Genomic DNA, 20,415 nt, shown 5'->3' with positions numbered 1-20,415 from the left:
AGCTTGGGATAAAGATTTCTGAAGGAGTACGCACGTGGCACGTGTGAAGCGGGCGGTAAACGCCCACAAGAAGCGCCGGGTTGTCCTCGAACGCGCCAAGGGTTACCGCGGTCAGCGTTCGCGCTTGTACCGTAAGGCAAAAGAGCAGCTGCTGCACTCGTTTGTGTACAGCTACGGTGACCGCCGCAAGAAGAAGGGTGACTTCCGTCGCCTCTGGATCCAGCGCATCAACGCTGCATCCCGCGCCAACGGCCTCACCTACAACCGTCTGATCCAGGGCCTGAAGGCCGCTGAGGTTGAGGTTGACCGCCGCATGCTGGCCGAACTGGCCGTTTCCGACGCCAACGCTTTCGCTGCACTGGTGAACGTTGCCAAGGCTGCCCTGCCGGCTGACACGTCTGCTCCGGCTGCAAAGGCCGAAGCTGCCCCCAAGGCTGCAAAGGTTGCTCCGGCTGCCGCTACGGCCACGGCTGTCAAGGCTGTTGTCTCCGAGAAGCCGGCCATCGACGGCGCAGTTGCTGCTGATGGCGACGAAGCTCCGGAAGGCTACGCCATCAAGGGCAACGCCGAGTCCAAGAAGTACCACGTGCCGGGTTCCACCTGGTACAACACCACTGCTGCCGAATACTGGTTCTCCACGGTTGAGGCTGCAAAGGCTGCTGGCTTTGAGCCGGCCGGCGGCGAAGCCCGCCAGCAGATCAAGAACTAGTCGCAACAGCCACTAAAGTTCTTATATGAACGAAACCGGGCGCCCGCAAGACTTTTCGATGACCAACCCCCGAGCTGATCGGGTGAGGGATGTCGCCAAGCTTGCCGGGCGCCCGGCGCGTTTAAAGCGCGGGCGCTTCCTGGCTGAGGGGCCGCAGGCCGTACGGGAGGCGCTAAGCCTGCACCGTGACCGGACAGCGGCAGGTGGCGCCGCCGTCGTTCATGAAGTTTTCGCCAGTGAAGCGTGCCTGGAGCGGCTTCCCGAACTTGCCGACCTCGCACAGGGCACCCAGCTCCGGCTCGCCAGTGATGAAGTCCTGGCAGCGATGGCGGACACCGTCAAGCCGCAGGGGATTGTGGCCGTCTGCAGTTTTCTCGACGTCAGCCTGGAGTCAGTTCTCGACGCCGGTCCCCGCCTCATTGCCGTGATGTGCCAGGTACGTGACCCCGGAAATGCCGGTACGGTCCTGCGTGCCGCTGATGCTGCCGGCGCGGACGCCGTGGTCCTGACCGAATCCAGTGTGGACATCTACAATCCCAAAGCAGTGCGTTCCACCGCAGGTTCGTTGTTCCATCTGCCCGTGGTTCTGGGGGTGGACGTTGAGGAGCTGGTCGCACGGTGCCGCGAGTTGGGCATCGGTGTCCTGGCCGCGGACGGCTATGGGACCGTCAACCTGGATAAACTCCAGGACGAAAACGCGGCGCGGAGGCTCGGCAACGATACCGTAGCGTCCGAGTATGCCCTTGAGGGGCCGACGGCGTGGTTGTTCGGGAACGAAGCCCAGGGCTTGTCCGACGCGGAACTGGCCCTTGCTGATCATCGCGTCGCTGTGCCCGTCTATGGGGCCGCGGAGAGCCTCAATCTTGGTACGGCGGCCACCGTCTGCCTTTACGCCAGCGCACGCTCCCAGCAGGGCGTCAGGGTGGGGAATGCATAATTAGCCCGTCGCCGGGTACGGTAATGCTTGCAGGGGCAGGCAATGACGATTCTTCTTGACCCTTTCCAAACATTTCCCGAACCCGAAGAGGTGAAGCTTTCGTGGCTGCAGGTGGCGGTACCAAAGCGATCGTGGCGGCTCTCGCCGCCAATCTGACTATCGCTGTATTGAAGTTCATTGCGTTCTTCCTGACGGCGTCATCGTCAATGCTCGCGGAGGCAATACACTCCGTTGCCGACTCCGGCAACCAGCTCCTGCTCCTGGTGGGCGGCAAGCGTGCCAAACGTGCTGCGAGCCCGGAACACCCGTTCGGCTACGGACGTGAGCGATACATCTACGCCTTCATCGTCTCGATCGTTCTCTTCAGTGTCGGTGGCCTGTTTGCCCTCTACGAGGCTTTTGAGAAGTTCCAGCACCCGCACGGCATCGAAGGCGACTTCTGGTGGGTTCCGCTGGCCGTCCTCGTAGGTGCCATCATCGCCGAGGGGTTCTCCTTCCGGACCGCCATCATCGAGTCGAACCACATCCGCGGCAAGCAGACCTGGGTGAAGTTCGTCCGAAACGCCAAACAGCCTGAACTGCCTGTGATCCTCCTGGAGGACTTCGGTGCCCTGCTCGGCTTGGTGTTCGCCCTCTTTGGCGTCAGCATGACCCTGGTTACCGGTGACGGTATCTGGGACGCCTTCGGCACAGCCATGATTGGTTTGCTGCTGGTAGCCATCGCCATCGTGCTGGCCATGGAGACCAAGTCCCTTCTTTTGGGCGAGTCTGCAACCAAGGAGGACGTGCAGCGGATCACCGAAGCCCTGGAGGCTGGCGGAACCCGCATCATCCACCTCAAGACCATGCACCTGGGGCCGGAGGAGTTGCTGGTGGCCGCCAAGATTTCCATGGGTGCCTCCCAGACTGGCCAGGAGATCGCCAAGGGCATCGACGACGCCGAGCAGCGGATCCGCGCGGCCGTTCCGATCGCTCGGGTCATCTACCTCGAACCGGACATCGAGCGGGTTCAGGCGCAGCAGGCCTAGAGCTTAAACGACGAATGGCTCCGCACCGGCGGAGCCATTCGTCGTTTAGGGGTCATTCGTTGGCTGGCTGCGCGCTGTACCCGCTGGCCAGCGGCTGTCAGCTTGCCAGCGGCTTCCTGCGTTCCAGCAGGCCGCTCACAACAGCAACGCCGAGGCCCAGGATGGCCAGGACCGCACCCACGAGTGCCGGAGCGACATAACCCCAACCCCACGCGATGACTGTGCCCCCGAGGAAAGCGCCCAGGGCGTTGGCAATGTTCAGGGCCGAGTGGTTCAAGGAGGAGGCAAGGGAAGCTGCGCCCGGAGCGGCATCCAGGAGGCGTGTCTGCAGGGCGGGGGTGAGCATGGATCCCACGCCGCCAACGACGAAGGCCATGATGAAGGCTGCCCATGCCCAGTGCGCCGCGATAGCGTAAACCACCAGGGCCACGGCGATTCCGGGCATGACCCAGTAGATGGTCCCCATGACGGACTTGTCCGCGATTCGTCCGCCAATGATGTTGCCGGCCACCATGCCGAGGCCATAAAGGGCCACGACGGCGGGGATAAGGCTCTCGGGTATACCGGCCACGGACGTCATCGTGTGGGCGATGTAGGTGTAGACGGCAAAGAAGCCGCCGAAGCCGATGATGCCGATCAACAGCGCCAGCCACACCTGAAGGCGTTTGAGGGCTCCCAGCTCACGCCGGATGCTGGCGTCCGGGTGGGCGGCTTCGAACGGGACGAACTTCCACACCATGACAACGGTGAGAAGTCCGATGGCGCCGACAATGATGAACAGCAGCCGCCAACCGAAAGTTTGACCCACCCAGGTGGCTAACGGCACGCCGATGACGTTGGACACCGTCAGGCCGGCCATCACCATGGAAATCGCCCAGCCGCGCTTCGTGGGAGCTACCAGGCCCGCCGCGATAACAGCTGCCACTCCGAAGAACGCGCCGTGGGGGAGCCCGGAGGCGAAACGGGAGAGCAGCATGAAACCGTAGTCCGGGGCGATAAAGGAGGTCAGGTTTGCCACGGACAGGAAAAGCATGAGGCCCAAGGCAAGGTGCTTCTTGGGAAGTTTCGCGCCGAAGGCTGCAAAGATCGGCGCGCCGATGACGACGCCCAGAGCGTAGGCGGAGATGAGGCTGCCTGCCTCAGGGGTGCTGATATGCAGCCCTTCCTCGATTTCCTTCAGGAGGCCCATCATGGCGAACTCGGTGGTACCGATGGCAAACCCGCCCATTGCCAGGGCCAGGATGGCCATGCCAAGGTGGCGCTTGGTAGCTTTCGCTGTGGCGGACGGGGACACGGTGGTAGTCATAAGCCTGCTTCTTGAGGGGTGCCTGATCGGCCGGGAAACGCGGAGAAAATCCGATAACAAGTTTAGTCGCGCTCGGGCGAGGTGTCGTCAGCATGTGACGATGCCCATGGACGCAACGGCCATAGACTGTTCCGGTGACTGGACTCATTAACGTTGTTGGCGCCGCTGTCGTGGACTCCCTGGAAGCACCCACCCGTCTTCTCGCTGCACGCCGCACAGCCCCTCCCCAGTTCGCAGGGATGTGGGAGTTCCCCGGTGGCAAGGTGGAAACGGGCGAAACGGCAGAGGCCGCACTGCACCGGGAACTCGCCGAAGAGCTGGGGGTTGAGGTTCGTTTGGGCCAGGAGCTTGAATCCGGAAAGAGCGCCGGGTGGACCCTAAACGAGCGTGCATCCATGCGGGTATGGTTCGCGGAGCTGACCGCAGGGGAGCCCCGCCCACTGGAAGATCACGACGAACTGCGCTGGATGTCGTTGGACGGCCTTGACGACGTTCTCGGACTTGCATGGATTCCGGCGGACCTGCCGATTGTCCAGGCGCTGCTTGATCGGGTGGCTGCCGACGAGTAAGCTCCCCGGCGACCTGTGCACAGCCCCGCAGGGCGCCTCAGAACAGCGGCTCTTGTCCCGGCAAGGGTGCGGCAGCTTTGGCCTCCGAAGGGGCTCCTGAACCATCGGTGGGGCGGGCATTGCGGTGGCTGAAACCGGAGCTTCCAGTGAAGCCGTGCTTGGCCTTGAAGAAACTGATCCTGCCCGCCAACCAGCTCCGGTATTCCTTCGATGCATAGGAACCCTGGCCGTACAGTCGCCGGTATTTGCCCACTAATTCCGGATGCTGGGCGGCGAGCCAGTTCATATACCATTCCCTGGTCCCGGGTTTGAGGTACAGGGCCCCCGCGCTGACTCCCGTGGCACCCGCATTGGCCAGTTCGGTGAACAAGGCATCGAGGGCTGCATCGGAATCCGTGAGCCACGGCAGAATGGGCATTGCCATGACCCCGCATCCCAGGCCGGCATCACGGAGTCGGGCTATGAGCTTCAACCGCGCACGGGGGGAGGGTGTCCCGGGCTCAATGAGCTCTGCGAGGTCTTCGTTGGTCATGGCAAGCGAGATGCCGAGGTCCACGGGAACCTGGGTTGCCGCATGCTTGAGCAGGGGGATGTCCCGGGCCAGCAATGTGCCTTTGGTCAGGATGGAGAAGGGTGTTCCGGAGTCCGCCAGTGCCCGGATGATTCCCGGCATGAGCGCATACCGGCCTTCGGCCCTCTGGTAGGGGTCCGTGTTGGTGCCGAGGGCAACCTGGTGTCGCTGCCAGGAGGGCTTGGCCAACTCCTTGCGCAGGACCTCCGCAGCGTTGATCTTAACCACCACCTGCGAATCGAAGTCCCGGCCGGCGTCGAATTCCAGGTAGGTGTGGCTCTTGCGGGCAAAGCAGTAGACGCAGGCGTGGCTGCAGCCGCGATAGGGATTCACCGTCCACTCAAAGGGCATGGCCGAACCGGAAGGCACCTTGTTGAGCACTGACTTTGCGGTGACCTCATGGAAGGTGACTCCGGAGAATTCGGGTGTCGAGACGGAACGCACAAGCCCGGCAAGCGGCAGCAGGGCCTCCATGGCCGGGGCAGGCCCGGAAGGCATGTTGCCGCTGTTATCGGACGCCAACCCACGTGCCGGTGAAAGTGCTTGTGCGTCCCATCTCATGGTCTCTATTCGAAGGTATGTTCGAATAAATGTCAAGGCTTCCGCGCGCAGGCCATAGACGCGGATGGCGGGGTTGCTAGGGTTGCCCCATGATTCTCCTGACTGGCTTCGAACCCTTCGGCGAGGACGCGGTCAATCCGTCATGGCTCGCCGTGCAACGCGCCAGGGACATCCTCCGGAACGAGGGCCACGAGGTGGAAGCACTCGAACTGCCTTGCGTTTTTGGCGGGTCGGCGGACGCCCTGAACGCCGCCATGGATCGCCTGGTTCCTGACGTGGTGGTTTGCGTGGGCCTGGCGGGCGGACGTGAGCGCGTATCGCTGGAACGTGTCGCCATCAATTGCGATGACGCCAGGATTCCGGACAACGCCGGCCAACGGCCCATAGACCAGGAAGTTGTCAAGGGCGGACCAGCTGCCTACTTCTCCAGCCTGCCGATCAAAGCAGCACTCCGGAACCTCCAGATCGCCGGCATCAAGGGCGAAGTCTCACAATCAGCCGGCACGTACGTCTGCAACCACGTCTTCTATGCGCTCATGCACGCTCTGGCGACCAGGCCCGGGGTCCGCGGGGGCTTCATCCACGTCCCCTACCTTCCGGAGCAATTGCCACCTGCCTCTGCCACTCCGTCCATGCCCCTTGAAGTGATGGCCGAAGGCGTTACCTCGGTTGTCCGCACGGCGCTTGGAACCACAACGGACATACAGCTGCCCGCAGGAGCAATCCATTAAAGGAGTTCCCACTCCACCGTGACAGAAGCGGAGACTGACGATTCGCCGGCCTCCACCGGGAGCGCTTCCGCGGAAAAGGAGGCCCTGACCAGCCCGCCCAGGGGAATGGGGGAGCCTGGAACTGGTTGTTGGGAAATGGATCGAACGGCTCCAAGCCGCGCGCCTGCCAGACCGGCGTACTGCTCCGCCCTGGCCAAGGCGTCCTGCCACGCCGCCTCCTGTGCCTCTGCGTTGATGGGAGCACTATCCGCGAAGCCTTGCTCGATACCGTTGATTCTGATGTCGTCCCCACCCGCGGCAACTGCGGCAGCGATGGCAGCCGGGGCATCTGCCTGGGTGCGGATGCCCACCTGCAATGTGGTGGATGCGACGTAGGCGGTCACCTTTTGGCCCTGCCCTTCCACCCATGCGACGTCGGCACGGAGGTTCAAGCCACTCGTTCGCACGTCAACGCCGGCCACGCCGGCTTCATGCAAAGCCGAAGCGACAGCGGAAGCCGCCTTTCCGGCGTCGTCATATGCCTTTCCCGCAGTCTCCCGGCGGGTCTCCACGCCGAGAGTCAGCGTGACCAGGTCGGGGGCGGCCTTGGCGCTGCCGGTGCCGGTGACGGTGATGGTTCGCTTCATTCTCAAGCCTCGATTCGTTGGTCGGCTGGTCCGCCCTGCCGACGCTTGTGGTTGTCAACGTAGCCGCCGGCGGCGAGGCCGGCCTGGCGCTCAAAGAAGTTCATCGACGCCGGGTCTCCGCTGCGCAGCAGTGACCACCCGGCGGCAATCCCGTAGAAGGCGAAAAAGGGCAGGCCAAGGCAATACGCATACTGGGTGCTGTGCCGCTCCTCGTGCCCCAGGAGGGTGGCGTTGCTGCCTGCCAGGCCATGGGGTGCCCGGTAAAGAATCACATTCCCCACGGTGAACGCTCCCGCATGGGGCAATTTCCAGCGGTACCCGGCAGCGATCACCAGGCCGCGGGGACCGTGCGACAGGCGGGAGCGCGACGCCACCGCCACCCCAAGTCCCAACGGCGTGGACAGGTTGATGACATTTGCGATCTGCCTCAGGCGCTGCGCGGGAGTCATGAAGCCATGCTAGACCTGTGGGTCCTGCGGAGGCCGGACGGGAGACAGGCGTTAAATCAGGTCCATGACGTTCAACTAGACTGGACGTTAGTGCCAGCCGTCCGCGGCGAGCACTGCCCTTTTCGTTTTCCAGGCCAGCATTGCCGGCCGCTCCCTACTCGTAGCTAAGAACAGTAGATGACTGACACTTTGCCAGGCGCTGCCAGCCCGAATCCGCTGGATGAAGCCGCCATCACCGCCGCCGTCGAGGACGCGCTCGCAGCCATCGCGGCAGCTTCCTCCCTCGAAGAACTCAAGGCTGTCCGCCTCGCCCACACCGGCGAGAAGTCGCCCCTGAGCCTAGCCAACCGTGAAATTGGCGGCTTGGCCAAGGAACACAAAGCTGCTGCAGGCAAGCTCATGGGGTCCTCCCGCGGCCGGGTCAACCAGGCGCTCGCAGCCCGGACCGAGGTGCTGGAGGCAGAGAACGATGCCCGGATCCTCGTCGAGGAAACTGTGGATGTCACCGCCGCTCCGCGACGTCGCCGTGCCGGTGCACGCCACCCGTTGTCCACGCTTCAGGATCGCGTGTCGGACATCTTCGTGGGCATGGGTTGGGAAATCGCCGAAGGCCCCGAGGTCGAGTCGGAATGGTTCAACTTCGATGCCCTGAACTTCAAACCGGACCACCCCGCCCGCGAAATGCAGGACACGTTCTTCGTGGAACCCCCCGAGGCGCACCTGCTCATGCGTACCCACACCTCGCCGGTGCAGGTCCGCTCCATGCTGGAACGCGAAGTGCCCATCTACGTGCTGTGCCCCGGCAAGGTATTCCGCACCGATGAACTCGATGCTACCCACACTCCTGTCTTCCACCAGTTCGAGGGCCTTGCGATCGACAAGGACCTCAGCATGGCGGACCTTCGCGGCACGTTGGAGCACTTCGCCTGGCAGATGTTCGGCGACGAAGCGTCCATCCGCCTGCGCCCCAACTATTTCCCGTTCACGGAACCGTCCGCGGAGTTGGACATCTGGCACCCCGGAGCAAAGGGCGGCCCACGTTGGATCGAATGGGGTGGCTGCGGCATGGTCAATCCCAACGTCCTCCGGGCGGCCGGCATCGATCCGGACATCTATTCAGGTTTTGCCTTCGGTATGGGCATTGAGCGCACGCTCATGTTCCGCAACGAGGTCGGCGATATGCGCGACATGATCGAAGGCGACGTACGTTTCAGCGAGCACTTCGGGATGGAGATCTAACAGTGCGTATCCCACTTTCCTGGCTGCGTGAATTCGCGCAGGTCCCGGCCGATGCAACGGCCGAAGACGTCATGGCTGACCTGGTCAAGGTCGGCTTTGAAGAAGAAGCAGTCCACCGTCCCACGGACGAACTCAGCGGCCCGATCGTCGTAGGCCAGGTCCTGAGCCTGGTCAAGGAGCCGCAATCCAACGGCAAGACCATCAACTGGTGCCAGGTCCGCGTCGTTCCCGAAGGACAGGAGCAGACCCTCACCGGCAAGGGCATTGATCCTTCCGGCGTGCAGGGCATCATCTGCGGTGCGCACAACTTTGTTGAGGGCGACAAAGTGGTTGTCACCCTGCCCGGTGCTGTCCTGCCCGGGAACTTCCAGATTTCCGCGCGCAAGACCTACGGCCACCTCTCTGCCGGCATGATCGCTTCCGTCCGTGAACTGGGCATTGGCGATGACCACGATGGCATCCTGGTGCTGTCCAGCATTGGCTTGGATCCCGAAATCGGTACGGACGCCATGGAGCTGCTGGGCCTTTATGACCAGGCAGCGGAAATCAACGTCACCCCGGACCGCGGTTATGCGTTCTCCATCCGTGGTGTTGCCCGCGAGTACGCGCACGCCACGGGAACCTCGTTCGTGGATCCCGCATCCAAGGTCACTGCTCCGGAGACACTTCAGGGCGGCTATGGCGTCAAGCTCAACGATGACGCTCCGATCTACGGCAAGCCGGGCTGCGATCGCTTCGTGGCCAGGACAGTCCGTGGTGTGGACCCCTCGCGTCCCACCCCGCCGTGGATGTCTTCCCGCCTGCGCCTTGCCGGGGTCCGCAGCATCTCCTTGCCGGTGGATATTTCCAACTACGTGATGTTGGAACTCGGCCAGCCCAACCACTGCTACGACCTCGATAAGCTCTCAGGCGACATCGTGGTCCGCAGGGCTGTTGCGGGGGAGAAGATCACCACCCTCGATGACAAGGAGCGCACGCTCGACGTCGAGGACCTGCTGATCACTGATGACTCCGGCGCCATTGGCATTGCCGGCGTGATGGGTGGCGCCCACACTGAGGTGTCGGACTCGACCACTAACATCCTGGTTGAAGCCGCACACTTCGACGAGGTATCAATTGCCCGGTCGCGTCGCCGCCACAAGCTGCCGTCCGAAGCGTCCAAGCGCTTCGAGCGCGGGGTGGACTGGCACGTGGCCAACATTGCCGCCCAGCGCGTCGTGGACCTTTTGGTAGAGCTGGCTGGCGGTACGGCAGACGAGGCAGGGACCGACGTCGGAACCGCTCCTGACCCTGTCACCATCGAGCTGCCTGCTGAGTTCGCTGCTGCCCGGATCGGTATCGACTTCACCGACGAGCAGATCACAACTTCACTTGAGGATCTGGGCGGCGTGGTGGAGAAGATTGCCGCCGGCTATCGGGTGACTGCTCCGAGTTGGCGCAATGACCTCGAAACCAAGGAGGACCTCTCTGAGGAAATCGCACGGCTGGTCGGCTACGACAACATCCCCTCCACCCTCCCGGTAGCGCCTCCGGGCCGTGGCTTGACCCGCAGCCAGCAGCAGAAGCGTCGTGTTGTCCAGGCCTTGGCTGATGCAGGGCTCACCGAGGTGCTGTCATACCCGTTCGTTTCCAAAGCCGCCAACGACACCTTCGGTGTTGCGGAGGAAGGCGCGGAACGTCCGGCGCTGAAGCTGGCAAACCCGATCAGCGAGGAGAACGGCTACCTCCGTACATCCATCCTGCCCGGCCTCATTGAGGTAGCACGCCGCAACCACTCACGCGGTTTCCGCGACCTGGCACTGTACGAGGCAGGTTCGGTCTTCCTCCCGGGGGACAAGCTTGGCACGGAGTCCATCCCGCCGTTGGGCGTCAAACCTTCAGATGAGGTGCTTGATGCGTTGTACGACGGCGTCCCGCACCAGCCGCTGCACGTCGCCGCCGTCCTGACCGGCCACGACTCGCCGGCTGCCGCGACGCACCAGCCCCGCGCCTGGGATTGGGCGGACGCCTTGGACGTTGCCCGCCTCATTTCCGACGTTCTTGGTGTTGAACTGGTTGTCAGCCAGGGTAGCCACCAGGCGTTCCACCCGGGGCGTGCCGCTGAGCTTTCCCTGCGGAACGGCGATGTTGTCGGTTACGCGGGAGAGCTCCACCCGAAGCTCCTGGCAGCACACGACATGCCTGCGCGATCTGTGGCTATCGAAGTCAACGTCGAGGCATTGTTTGAAGCCGCTGCGGACGTGATTGTTGCCAAGCACATCTCCGGGTTCCCTGTTGCGACGCAGGACGTTGCGCTGGTGGTTCCGCAGGATGTACCAGCAGACCAGGTTTTGGCTGCCCTGCGCGAAGGCGCAGGTGAACTCCTCGAGGATGTCGCCTTGTTCGACGTTTACGTGGGTCCGGGCATCGAAGAGGGGAAGAAGTCGCTGGCCTTCGGATTGCGTTTCCGTGCCAACGACCGCACACTGACTGCCGACGAAGCGTCAGAAGCGCGGGCCTCGGCTGTCGCAGTCGCCGCTGAACGCTTCGGTGCTGTCCAGCGCTGATCCCGCATTTGCACGCTAAATCCCCGGAACCTTCTCGGTTCCGGGGATTTTCGTTTTATCGAGATTCCACTCCCAGCATCTTGACAGACTATTCACACATGTATGACAGTTTTGTCATGCACATGTGAAACATGTGTATCACATCCCTCGCACGGCTCTCCAAGGGCCGTCCCTTGAAAGGTACCCATGAAAAAGCAGAACGTTGCTGTGCTTGTCGGGGCTGCGGTAATGGCTTTGACGTCCTCGCTTGGAGGAGCTGCCATGGCGTCAGGGCCGACGCCGCAACCAGCGTCCGCCGAGGTCCAGCCCGTGTCCCACACCGTGGATAAATCCCAGACGTCCGGCTCCGCCGCGTCCCCGTTGGCCGACCGTTATTCCATCGCCGCACCCACCAAGAATGGGGGCGCCTCCACGGATTCAGTCATCGGCGCTGATGGCCGGGTCCGTATCACCAACACCACGGCTGCACCCAACCGCTCCATCGTGCAGATTGAATTCAATGGCGGTTACATCTGTTCCGGTTCCCTCATCTCCGACGACACCGTGCTGACGGCCGGGCACTGTGTCCACACGGGCGGCACGGGTTCCACGGCGGATTACTCCTGGGGCGTCAAAGTGGCCCCTGGCCGGAATGGATCGACGGATCCTTACGGTACCTGCGGTGCTACCCAACTCCTCACGGACCAGCGTTGGATCGACTCAGCCAACACCAACGCCGACTGGGGCGTCATTAAACTCGACTGCACCATTGGCAACACCACCGGGTGGCTCAATTACACCGGTACGACGGCCAGCCTGAACGGAACCACCGCAACAGTGCGCGGCTACCCGGGCGACAAGGCATTTGGAACCATGTGGTCCATGACGGGCACCATCGACAGTTCCGCAACCGAAAAGGTCTACTACAAGATGGACACCTTCGGCGGCCAGAGTGGAGCACCCGTATACAACAACTCCAACACCATTGTCGCCATCCACACCAACGGTGGCAGCACCAACTCCGGTACCCGCATCACGCCCACCCTGGCGAATTACCTGACCTCGGTGAAGTGAGAAGCTACGGGAGCTCGACCGGGTGGGGCGAGAAGCGCGCGGCTCGGGCGTCGAGCTCATTGCCCTGTGGCTGGCTGAGGGAGGCGTAGAGTTCCGGCCGGCGGCCCCGTATCCACCGCCGGCCGGTTGAGAGAGGCACCAGGCCGAGGTCCAGCTCGGACGTAACGATTGCTTCGCCTGCACTCCAGGTTTCTGCGATGATCGCCCCATAGGGGTCGATGATCATGGCGTTACCCGTGCGGATCTCGTCATCATCCGGGCCGACACCGTTGCTGAAGATGATGAAAAGGCCGTTGTCGTGGGCGCGGGAAGGCAGCCAGCGCATGAGCCACCCGCGCCCGTGGGGTCCACGGAAGGCCGCTTCAATGGCTGCAGGATCTGCTGCACGGTTTTCCCACAAGGTGCTGGGAATGGGCTTCATTCCCCTGGGACTCCGGGAGTTGGTGCCACCGGTTTGATGAGGGGCCAAGAGCACTGTCGCGCCCAGTAGTGCTGTCGCCCGGACGTTTTCGACCAGGTTGTTGTCCCAGCAGATCAGGATTCCGGCTTTGACGCCCCAGGGGGTGTCAAAGACCGTGAACCGGGATCCGCTGTCGATCGCCTCGTGTTCAAAGGCATGGATCTTCCGGTGGGTGTGCCGTGCTCCGTCGGGGAGGCATACCGCGTATGAGTTGTAGAGTCTTCCGTCGCTGTCTGCCTCGAGATATCCGACGCCGATGCCTACGCCCAGCTCTTGGGCGAGGTTCTGGACGGCGAGGATGCTGGGGCCGCCCTCCGTCTCGGCAAGTTGATGCAAGCGTTGGGGCGTGTGTCGTCGGAGGTGCCAGTAGCCGAGCAAGCACATTTCCGGGAACACGACCAGTTGCGATCCGTCCATGGCTGCAGCGGTGGCGAGCCGGCGAATGGTCTCGAGGTTGAGGTCCGGACGGTCCGGGATTGCTTCGAACTGAACGGCCGAGGCGCGAAGTGTTGGCCGTGAATTATCGGGCATGGGTTCTCCTTGGGTTTGTCTCTCCCATGCTTCTTGCGATGACCCATTCTGTCTAATGAAAACTTCGGCCTTATCCATTCTGTTTTGGAATGGATTTGTTGGGTGTCTGCGTGCCGCATCGCAGTATGTGAGCGGGACTGGTCCTGTCGATAGTGTTATGAAATGGAACTACGCCTTTTGCGGTCGTTTATCGCGGTTGCCGTGAACCAAAACTTCGGGGCCGCTGCCAAGGCGCTGTCCACAACCCAGCCCGCCCTGACCAAGCAGATCCAGGTCCTGGAACGGCAGGCAGGGACCACGCTGTTCACCCGGGGGCGCCACGGTGCAGCGTTGACGCCTGGCGGCGAGGCGTTGCTCGTCGACGCGGTCGACCTGGTGCGCCGGGCGGATGCCTTGGCCCGCCGCATGGAGCGGGTGGCAGCGGGGGCTGAAGGTGTGCTCAATGTCGGATTCGGGATGTCGACAATCGATGTAGCGCCCCAGACTGTCGCGGCTTTCCGTGCGCGGCACCCCGGAATCGACATCAAGCTCGAAGATATGTCCTCCTCCAGGCAGTTCGACGCATTCCGTGACGGCACGCTCAGCGTGGGGTTTGTGCGCATGCCTGCGCCGCAGGACATTGCCGCCCGGGTGATCCGGCGGGATCAGCTGGCGCTCGCCATCCCTGCCGGTGAGCCTGCTCCGGGGACCGATCGAAAGGGTCTGCGGGCTTGGCTCCAGGACCAGGGCCTGGTCCGCCTTGTCCCCGCCCGCGGGCCGGGATTGGCCGCTCAAACGAGCGAGTTGTTTATGGATTTGGGGTGCAGCCCCACCACGGTGTACGAAACGTCCGATCTTCTGACGGTCGTGGCCCTCGTAGCCGCCGGAGCGGGCCCTGCTGTGATCCCCGCCAGCGCCTCGGCCATCATCCCCGACGGCGTGCAGTTGGTAAAGATCGATCTGGAGTCCGCGAGCTGGGACATTGGCATTGCCTGGCTTCGCGGGAGCACCAACCCGTTGCTTCCCTTGTTTCTGGAATCAATCATGGACGGGGAAAAAGTATGATCGACAACCTTGTCTTCGAGGTGCACCGGCTCGAGGACCAGCTGGCCTGTGATGAGCACGCACCGGACCCGGGACAACCGGCAAAGCGTCGGGCCTCCAGGTTTGCCAGCGCCAAGGACCGGGACGAATTCGTTGCGGCCCGGATTTCGCTGCAGCTGTTCGCTGCAACGCTCCTCAACGTGGAACCCCAGCAGCTCGTGGCGAACTATCACTGCCCGCAGTGCGGCCAAGGCCAGGACCACGGCCGTCCCGGGTTCCTGCTCGACGGCGGCCCCGCACCTATCGCGCTCAGCGCGTCCCGGGCGTCGGGCTGGGTGCTGCTGGCCGGCGTCGCCCATGCTCCCGAAGAACTACGGCTGGGAGTGGATCTTGAATCGACAGGCAAAGCAACCTTCGAAGGCTTCGACGACGTCGCGCTGACCGCAACCGAGAAAAGCTTCCTGTCCACCATCCCGGATCAGGAGCGAGATAGTCAGCGCGCGCGGCTGTGGGCGCGCAAAGAGGCTTGGCTGAAGATGACTGGGGAAGGCCTGCGGCGCAACCCGGCAGAGTTGGATGTGCTGGAGCGCCGCGGTGTGCAGGACCTGGACATTGTCGGCGACCGGGCGCTGCCGGACGGACTGGTGGCCGCCTTGGCGATCGGCTAACGCGGTGGCGGCAGCGCGGGAAGTGCTGCCTCGTACAGCCACGGACGGAGAACGGCCGCGGCATCCAATCCCGGAATGAATGCGTTCGCGGCTACGATGAAGGCTTCCGTGGACACTGAGCCATGCCGGTTCTTGGCTGTCCAATGATGGAGGAAACCGAAGAACGCCTCGTCGCCGGCCGCCATTCGCATGGCGTGAACCGCCAAAGCCCCACGTTTGTAGACCCGGTCATCGAACATCAGCTCCGGGCCGGGGTCGCCAACCAGCAGGTCCTGCGGCCCGGCGTCGAGCCTCTTCCATGCCCCTGTAGCCCGCGCTGCAACAGTCATGGTCCCGGATTCCTCGGACCACAACCACTCGGCGTAACAAGCGAAGCCTTCGTGCAGCCAGATGTCTTTCCAGCTGTCGACGGTGAGGGAGTTCCCGAACCACTGGTGGGAAAGTTCGTGGGCGATCAGCCGCTGGGATTCCCAGGCGTCGCGCATATGGTTGCGACCGAAAATGGAGACCGTTTGGGCTTCCAAGGGGATTTCCAGCTCGTCTTCGGTGACCACGGACGTGTAATCGGCGAATGGGTACGGTCCGAAGCAATCCTCGAAAGTCCGCATCATGTCCGGCTGGCGTTCCAGACCCCGCAGGGCGTCGGCTGCCATTTCGGGGGTAACGGCAACGAACTGGGGCACCCGGTGGTGGGTATCGTCGGCCTGCAAGGGAACCTTGGTGTAGCGGCCGATCTGCACGGTAGCCAGGTACGTCGCCATCGGCTCGGACTGCTCGTAGACCCAGGTTTCCCTGCTGGACTTCCGGGAGTGCGATACGAGCCGCCCATTGCATACCGGACGGTAGTTGTCATCGGTGGTCACCGAGATGAGGAAGCTCGACTTGTAGCGGGGGTGGTCGTTGCAGGGGAACCAGGATGCTGCGCCGTTCGGCTGGCCGGCCACCAGTACGCCGTCGTTCAATTCCTCCCAGCCAACATCTCCCCACAATCCACGGCGCGGTTGCGGATTGCCGTCGTAGCGGATCTCCAGTGAGAACTGTTGGCCGGGCCTGAGCGCGGACGGGGCGGCCAGGACCAGGTGCTGGGCCCTGTGGCTGAATTTCTGGAGTTTCTTGCCGTCCAGCTGGACCTTGGTGGCCCGCAATCCCACCAGGTCCAGGACTATCTGCGCTGTCTGTTCCAATGCCGTGCACCGCAGGACCGCCTTGCCGATCAGCTTGTTGCTGCCCAGCCTGACGTCGAGGTCCAACTCATACCGGTCCACACGGTAGCTGGTGCTGCCGTGGTCCAGGGTGTAGGGGTCGGCTTCGGTCATGGGGGTGGTGATGGGTGCGGTCATGATCTGCCCAATCTACTTGAGACGGGGCGCTTGTGCAGACGGACCCACCCATGGGCTCACCGGGTTGCCCATCCAGTACGTCCCGGCTGGGACAGTTTCGCCACGCATGACCAACGACGCCGGACCTACGGTTCCACCGTCGCCGATGCTGGCCGCAGGGAGGATGACGCCGTGGGGGCCCATGGTGGCTCCGTTCCCGAGCGTCACGGTGTCCAGGCTCATGACGCGGTCGTGGAACAGATGTGTCTGGACCACGCAGCCGCGGTTGACGGTGGAGTTCTCGCCAAGTGTCACGAGGTCGGCTTCGGGGAGCCAGTAGCTTTCACACCAGGTACCGCGGCCGATCGTGGCGCCGAGCCCGCGCAGCCACCACACCAGGGCGGGCGTGCCCGCAGCGGACCTGGCGAACCACGGCGCACTGACCATTTCGATAAACGTATCCACAACCTCGTTGCGCCAAATAAACGAACTCCACAGGGGGTGCTCGCCGGCGCGAATGGTTCCCACCAGGACCCACTTGGCGACGATGGCGCTGAGTGCTGCGACGCCTCCGGCTGCCAACATCACGACGCCGCCGAGGATCGCCGCGATCCAGTAGCCCCATCCACGGGCCAGCCAATCGAGGACCAGCATGACGCCGACGGCGATGGCAACAGTCAGGATGACAGGAACCAAACGGCACAATTCCCACAGTGCACGCGCGATTTTGAGCTTAAGGGGCGGCTGGAATGTCCGTGTCTGGTCGGCGTCGACGGCGGTGCGGCGCAACCTGACCGGGGGACTGCCCAGCCACGACGTGCCCGACTTCGCCTTGGCAGGGGTGGCCGACAGGACGGCCACGAGGGAATTCTTTGGTACATTCCGCCCGGCGGCCGTCATGCCGGAGTTACCGAGGAATGACCGCTTTCCGATCTTGGCCGGAGCGATTTTCATCCAACCACCGCCCAGTTCGTAGGACGCCACCATGGTGTCGTCAGCCAGGAACGCGCCGTCGCCGATGGTCGTCATCCTGGGCACCAGCAGCACCGTGGAGGCTTCCACGTTCTTGCCCACCTTGGCTCCGAGCAAGCGCAGCCAAACAGGCGTGAACAGGCTGGCATAGACGGGGAAGAGGAGGTCACGTGCCATGTCCAGCAGACGTTCCGTGGCCCACACCTGCCAGCCGATTCGGCTGCGGACACGGTAATACCCCTCTTTGAGTCCGAGGCCAAGGAGCCGGGCAACAACGAGGATGAGGACCAGGTTCCCGAAGAACCACGCCAACGCCGCCAGTGGGAGTGCCAGGGCTATCTGGGGGAGTGCGGTCTCCAACGAATCGTGGCCTTGGATGAACGCCATAAAGACCATCGCAGCAGCGAAGGCGGAGATGTACGGGATCAGGGCCAGAAGCGCCGAAGCGCTGGCAAAGGCTGTGAACCATAGCCGGTCCACAGCGGAAGGATGGCCCGACGACTCAGGCCAGTCGTGCTTTGCCTTGCCGCGTCGTTCGGCCGGGGATCCAGCCACGAAGTGCCCGGCCTTCACTTTGCCCAGCACTGCGGATCCGGCGTCGACGTGTGCGCCCGCACCAATGGTGGCGCCGGGCATGAGGGTGCTTCGTGCACCGACGACGGCGCCGGCTCCCACGTGTATCTGGCCGATGTGCACCGAGTCGCCATCCACCCACCATCCGGAAAGATCGACTTCCGGCTCGATGTTGGCGCCGCTGCCCAATGACAGCAAACCTGTGACAGGGGGCAGGGAATGCAGGTGCACATCCCGGCCGATCCTGGCACCCAGGGCGCGCGCGTAGTAGGGGACAAATGGGGCGCTGGCGAGGCCGATGGCCCCGGAGAGGTCTTGTATTTGTTCGGCGAGCCACAACCGAAGGTGGGTTTTGCCGGACCTGGGGTAGGTGCCAGGCTCGATCTTGCCGAGCAGCACGCGTGCCGCTATTACCGAAATGGTCATACGGCCCAGCGGGCTGACGAAGACCAGCCAGGATGCCGCGATCCACCACCAGGACACCACAGGAGCTGCGGCGAATCCGGCAAAGTCTGCCAGTAACCTGTTCGCGGCCATCAGGTAGGTGAGCCAACGCATTCCCACCAGGATGTGAAGGGGCACGCCCATGAGGACCTGGAAGATCTGCGACTTCAAGGCTGTGGGACGCACGGTGCGCTCGACAGGCGGACCTGCCGTACCGCCGTCGGGCAGTGATTGCCGGGCGGCATCGATCAGGGCTCCGACACGCGGGGTCGCGTAGATGTCAGCGACAGTGATGGTGGGGTACCGGACCCGGAGGGCAGAGACGAGCTGGGCTGCGGCCAAGGACCCGCCGCCGTAGGCGAAGAAATCCGCGTCGAGGGAGCTCACGGGACTGCCCAGCACCGACTCCCACTGGTCCACCACCCAACGGGCGTCGTCGGGTAGGTTCAGGGGCGCGTTGTTGGCCTCAGCAGCGCTGGTTCCCGCCAGCGGCCAGGGGAGGGCATGCCGGTCCACCTTTCCGCTGGTCTTGGTGGGCAGCGAATCCACCACGGTGAGCAGGGGGATCAATGCTGCCGGAAGGCTTTCGCCCAGCAGGCGGCGGGCCTGCTCCAGATTTAGCTCGTGGCCGTCAACGGGGGCGAGATAGCCCACCAGGATTTGGTTGCCGGCAGCAGTGGTCTGAACTGCGGCGGCAGCGCCGGCAACTCCCGGGAGTGCCTGCAGCGCCGCGTCCACCTCGCCCAGTTCGATGCGCCGTCCACCCAGCTTGACCTGTTCGTCGGCGCGACCTATGAAGATCAGGCCCTCCGGTTCGAAGCGGACGAGGTCCCCGGAACGGTAGGCACGGTCCCAAGCCAGCGTGGCCATGGGTGCATACTTCTCGGCATCCTTGGCGGGATCGAGATAGCGTGCCAGCCCGACGCCGCCGATGATCAGTTCACCGATCCCGCCTTCCGCGACCGGGACACCATCAGAATCGACGACGGCGAGGTCCCAGCCGTCCAACGGCAGCCCGATCCGAACCGGGCCGGGTCGGCCCAACGGTGCGGCGCAGGCGACGACGGTGGCCTCGGTGGGTCCGTAAGTGTTCCATACTTCGCGGCCATCGACGGCGAGCCGTTCGGCCAGCTCCGGCGGGCATGCCTCGCCGCCGAAGATGAGGAGGCGGACGTTTTCGAGGGACTCTGCCGGCCACAACGCAGCAAGGGTGGGCACCGTGGAAACCACGGTGATGCCGTGGTTGATCAGCCAGGGACCCAGGTCCATGCCGGTCCGCACCAACGCCCGCGGAGCCGGGACGAGGCAGGCACCGTGGCGCCAGGCGAGCCACATCTCTTCGCAGGAAGCATCGAAGGCTACCGACAGGCCCGCCAGCACTCTGTCCTGGGGACCGATGGGATCGGCTTGGAGGAAAATCCGTGCTTCAGCGTCAACGAAGGCGGCGGAAGATCGATGTTTAACTGCAACACCCTTGGGCGTACCAGTGGATCCCGAGGTGAAGATGATCCAGGAGTCGTCATCCAGCCCCGGTTTTGAAGGTTCCGATACAGGCTCGCGTGCGGCACCGGCGGCTCGGATATCAAGTCCCGCCCCAACCACCGCGGCAACCTTGGCTTCCCCGAACACCAGGCGTGCCCGTTCCTCGGGATCGTCGGCATCAACCGGAACGTACGCGGCGCCGGCCATGAGGATTCCCAGGATGGCGATATACAACTCGTTGGTGCCGGAAGGGATGCGGATGCCGATCTTGTCACCACGACCCAGGCCCGCAGCGTTCAATCGTGCGGCGAAGGCCCTGACCGCCCTGAGGAGTTCGGTGTAGCTGAGTGATTTTTGCCCGTCATCCAAAGCCGAAGCCTCGGGGAAGGACGCTGTGGTCTCTTCCAGGATGTCCACCAGCGTGCGCTCGGCTGGCGCAGCGGTGCCGCCCGGAAACTGGGGGCGGTAGGTGGTCAGGGCGGGTGCCGGCCCGGCCCCCACGGGATGTTCTGTGCTCACAGGCCTAGCTTTGCGCAGAAAGGTGAACAAAAGGTGTCTGACGTTTCCTGTTCGTCACATTTTCTTGCACCACTGTTTGCCTGTAGGTCGCCAGTTGTT

17 protein-coding genes are annotated in these 20,415 nt (G+C 63.5%); 10 read left to right on the top strand and 7 right to left on the bottom strand.

The window, feature by feature from the left end; all coding sequences use genetic code 11:
• Positions 1-34 precede the first annotated feature (34 nt).
• From rplT to ACNQOP_RS08365, 3 genes are all read left to right on the top strand, one after another.
• Positions 35-709, top strand: coding sequence for a 50S ribosomal protein L20 (gene rplT, locus ACNQOP_RS08375; protein ID WP_026547339.1), 675 nt, complete (start codon positions 35-37; stop codon positions 707-709).
• A 25-nt stretch (positions 710-734) separates the two neighbouring features.
• Positions 735-1,646, top strand: a complete 912-nt coding sequence (locus tag ACNQOP_RS08370) for a TrmH family RNA methyltransferase (RefSeq protein ID WP_416404114.1) — start codon at positions 735-737, stop codon at positions 1,644-1,646.
• 101 nt (positions 1,647-1,747) lie between these two features.
• Positions 1,748-2,674 (top strand): cation diffusion facilitator family transporter, encoded by a 927-nt coding sequence (locus ACNQOP_RS08365; RefSeq protein ID WP_416404112.1) that lies wholly within the window; start codon positions 1,748-1,750, stop codon positions 2,672-2,674.
• 97 nt (positions 2,675-2,771) lie between these two features.
• On the opposite strand, the gene ACNQOP_RS08360 is transcribed toward ACNQOP_RS08365, so the two are convergent.
• Positions 2,772-3,980, bottom strand: a complete 1,209-nt coding sequence (locus ACNQOP_RS08360) for an MFS transporter (RefSeq protein ID WP_257371091.1) — start codon at positions 3,978-3,980, stop codon at positions 2,772-2,774.
• A gap of 134 nt (positions 3,981-4,114) precedes the next feature.
• On the opposite strand from ACNQOP_RS08360, the gene ACNQOP_RS08355 reads away from it, so the two are divergent.
• The gene (locus tag ACNQOP_RS08355; RefSeq protein ID WP_416404111.1) at positions 4,115-4,549 is read left to right on the top strand and encodes a (deoxy)nucleoside triphosphate pyrophosphohydrolase; all 435 of its coding nucleotides are present in this window, start codon (positions 4,115-4,117) and stop codon (positions 4,547-4,549) included.
• Between the two features lie 37 nt (positions 4,550-4,586).
• Here the strand turns inward: ACNQOP_RS08355 and ACNQOP_RS08350 are convergent, their stop codons facing one another.
• Positions 4,587-5,681: an Rv2578c family radical SAM protein gene (locus ACNQOP_RS08350; protein ID WP_416404110.1), complete on the bottom strand. Its 1,095-nt coding sequence runs from the start codon at positions 5,679-5,681 to the stop codon at positions 4,587-4,589.
• A gap of 89 nt (positions 5,682-5,770) precedes the next feature.
• Between ACNQOP_RS08350 and pcp the strand changes: the two genes are divergently transcribed.
• Positions 5,771-6,412, top strand: coding sequence for a pyroglutamyl-peptidase I (pcp, locus tag ACNQOP_RS08345; RefSeq protein ID WP_416404109.1), 642 nt, complete (start codon positions 5,771-5,773; stop codon positions 6,410-6,412).
• Here pcp and ACNQOP_RS08340 read toward each other — a convergent pair.
• A complete protein-coding gene (locus tag ACNQOP_RS08340; protein WP_416404108.1) occupies positions 6,409-7,038 on the bottom strand; it encodes an SIMPL domain-containing protein in 630 nt (209 codons plus the stop codon). The genes pcp and ACNQOP_RS08340 overlap by 4 nt on opposite strands.
• 2 nt (positions 7,039-7,040) lie before the next feature.
• Complete coding sequence (locus ACNQOP_RS08335) at positions 7,041-7,487, bottom strand: hypothetical protein (protein WP_257371086.1); 447 nt, start codon at positions 7,485-7,487, stop codon at positions 7,041-7,043.
• 177 nt (positions 7,488-7,664) lie between these two features.
• On the opposite strand from ACNQOP_RS08335, the gene pheS reads away from it, so the two are divergent.
• The 3 genes from pheS to ACNQOP_RS08320 all read left to right on the top strand — a co-directional run bounded on the left by pheS (position 7,665) and on the right by ACNQOP_RS08320 (position 12,325).
• Positions 7,665-8,726, top strand: coding sequence for a phenylalanine--tRNA ligase subunit alpha (gene pheS, locus ACNQOP_RS08330; protein ID WP_416404107.1), 1,062 nt, complete (start codon positions 7,665-7,667; stop codon positions 8,724-8,726).
• 2 nt (positions 8,727-8,728) lie between these two features.
• Positions 8,729-11,272 carry a phenylalanine--tRNA ligase subunit beta gene (pheT, locus tag ACNQOP_RS08325; RefSeq protein WP_416404105.1) on the top strand — a complete coding sequence of 848 codons (2,544 nt, stop codon included), beginning with the start codon at positions 8,729-8,731 and terminating at the stop codon, positions 11,270-11,272.
• 186 nt (positions 11,273-11,458) lie between these two features.
• A complete protein-coding gene (locus tag ACNQOP_RS08320; RefSeq protein ID WP_416404104.1) occupies positions 11,459-12,325 on the top strand; it encodes a trypsin-like serine peptidase in 867 nt (288 codons plus the stop codon).
• A gap of 4 nt (positions 12,326-12,329) precedes the next feature.
• On the opposite strand, the gene ACNQOP_RS08315 is transcribed toward ACNQOP_RS08320, so the two are convergent.
• Positions 12,330-13,316 carry a nitrilase family protein gene (locus ACNQOP_RS08315; protein WP_284987806.1) on the bottom strand — a complete coding sequence of 329 codons (987 nt, stop codon included), beginning with the start codon at positions 13,314-13,316 and terminating at the stop codon, positions 12,330-12,332.
• A gap of 162 nt (positions 13,317-13,478) precedes the next feature.
• On the opposite strand from ACNQOP_RS08315, the gene ACNQOP_RS08310 reads away from it, so the two are divergent.
• Both ACNQOP_RS08310 and ACNQOP_RS08305 read left to right on the top strand, forming a co-directional pair.
• Complete coding sequence (locus ACNQOP_RS08310; RefSeq protein WP_416404103.1) at positions 13,479-14,360, top strand: LysR substrate-binding domain-containing protein; 882 nt, start codon at positions 13,479-13,481, stop codon at positions 14,358-14,360.
• Positions 14,357-15,007 (top strand): 4'-phosphopantetheinyl transferase family protein, encoded by a 651-nt coding sequence (locus tag ACNQOP_RS08305; RefSeq protein WP_416404102.1) that lies wholly within the window; start codon positions 14,357-14,359, stop codon positions 15,005-15,007. The genes ACNQOP_RS08310 and ACNQOP_RS08305 overlap by 4 nt, the downstream gene beginning before the upstream one ends.
• On the opposite strand, the gene ACNQOP_RS08300 is transcribed toward ACNQOP_RS08305, so the two are convergent.
• Positions 15,004-16,347, bottom strand: coding sequence for a M1 family metallopeptidase (locus tag ACNQOP_RS08300; RefSeq protein WP_257371080.1), 1,344 nt, complete (start codon positions 16,345-16,347; stop codon positions 15,004-15,006). The two genes, ACNQOP_RS08305 and ACNQOP_RS08300, sit on opposite strands and share 4 nt — an antisense overlap.
• A 12-nt stretch (positions 16,348-16,359) precedes the next feature.
• Positions 16,360-20,316, bottom strand: a complete 3,957-nt coding sequence (locus ACNQOP_RS08295; RefSeq protein WP_416404101.1) for a Pls/PosA family non-ribosomal peptide synthetase — start codon at positions 20,314-20,316, stop codon at positions 16,360-16,362.
• Positions 20,317-20,415: the final 99 nt, after the last annotated feature.

It is taken from the genome of Arthrobacter sp. LFS091, assembly GCF_047977885.1.
In the GTDB taxonomy this organism is placed as follows: domain Bacteria; phylum Actinomycetota; class Actinomycetes; order Actinomycetales; family Micrococcaceae; genus Arthrobacter.
This window is presented reverse-complemented; position numbering and strand designations above follow the sequence as displayed.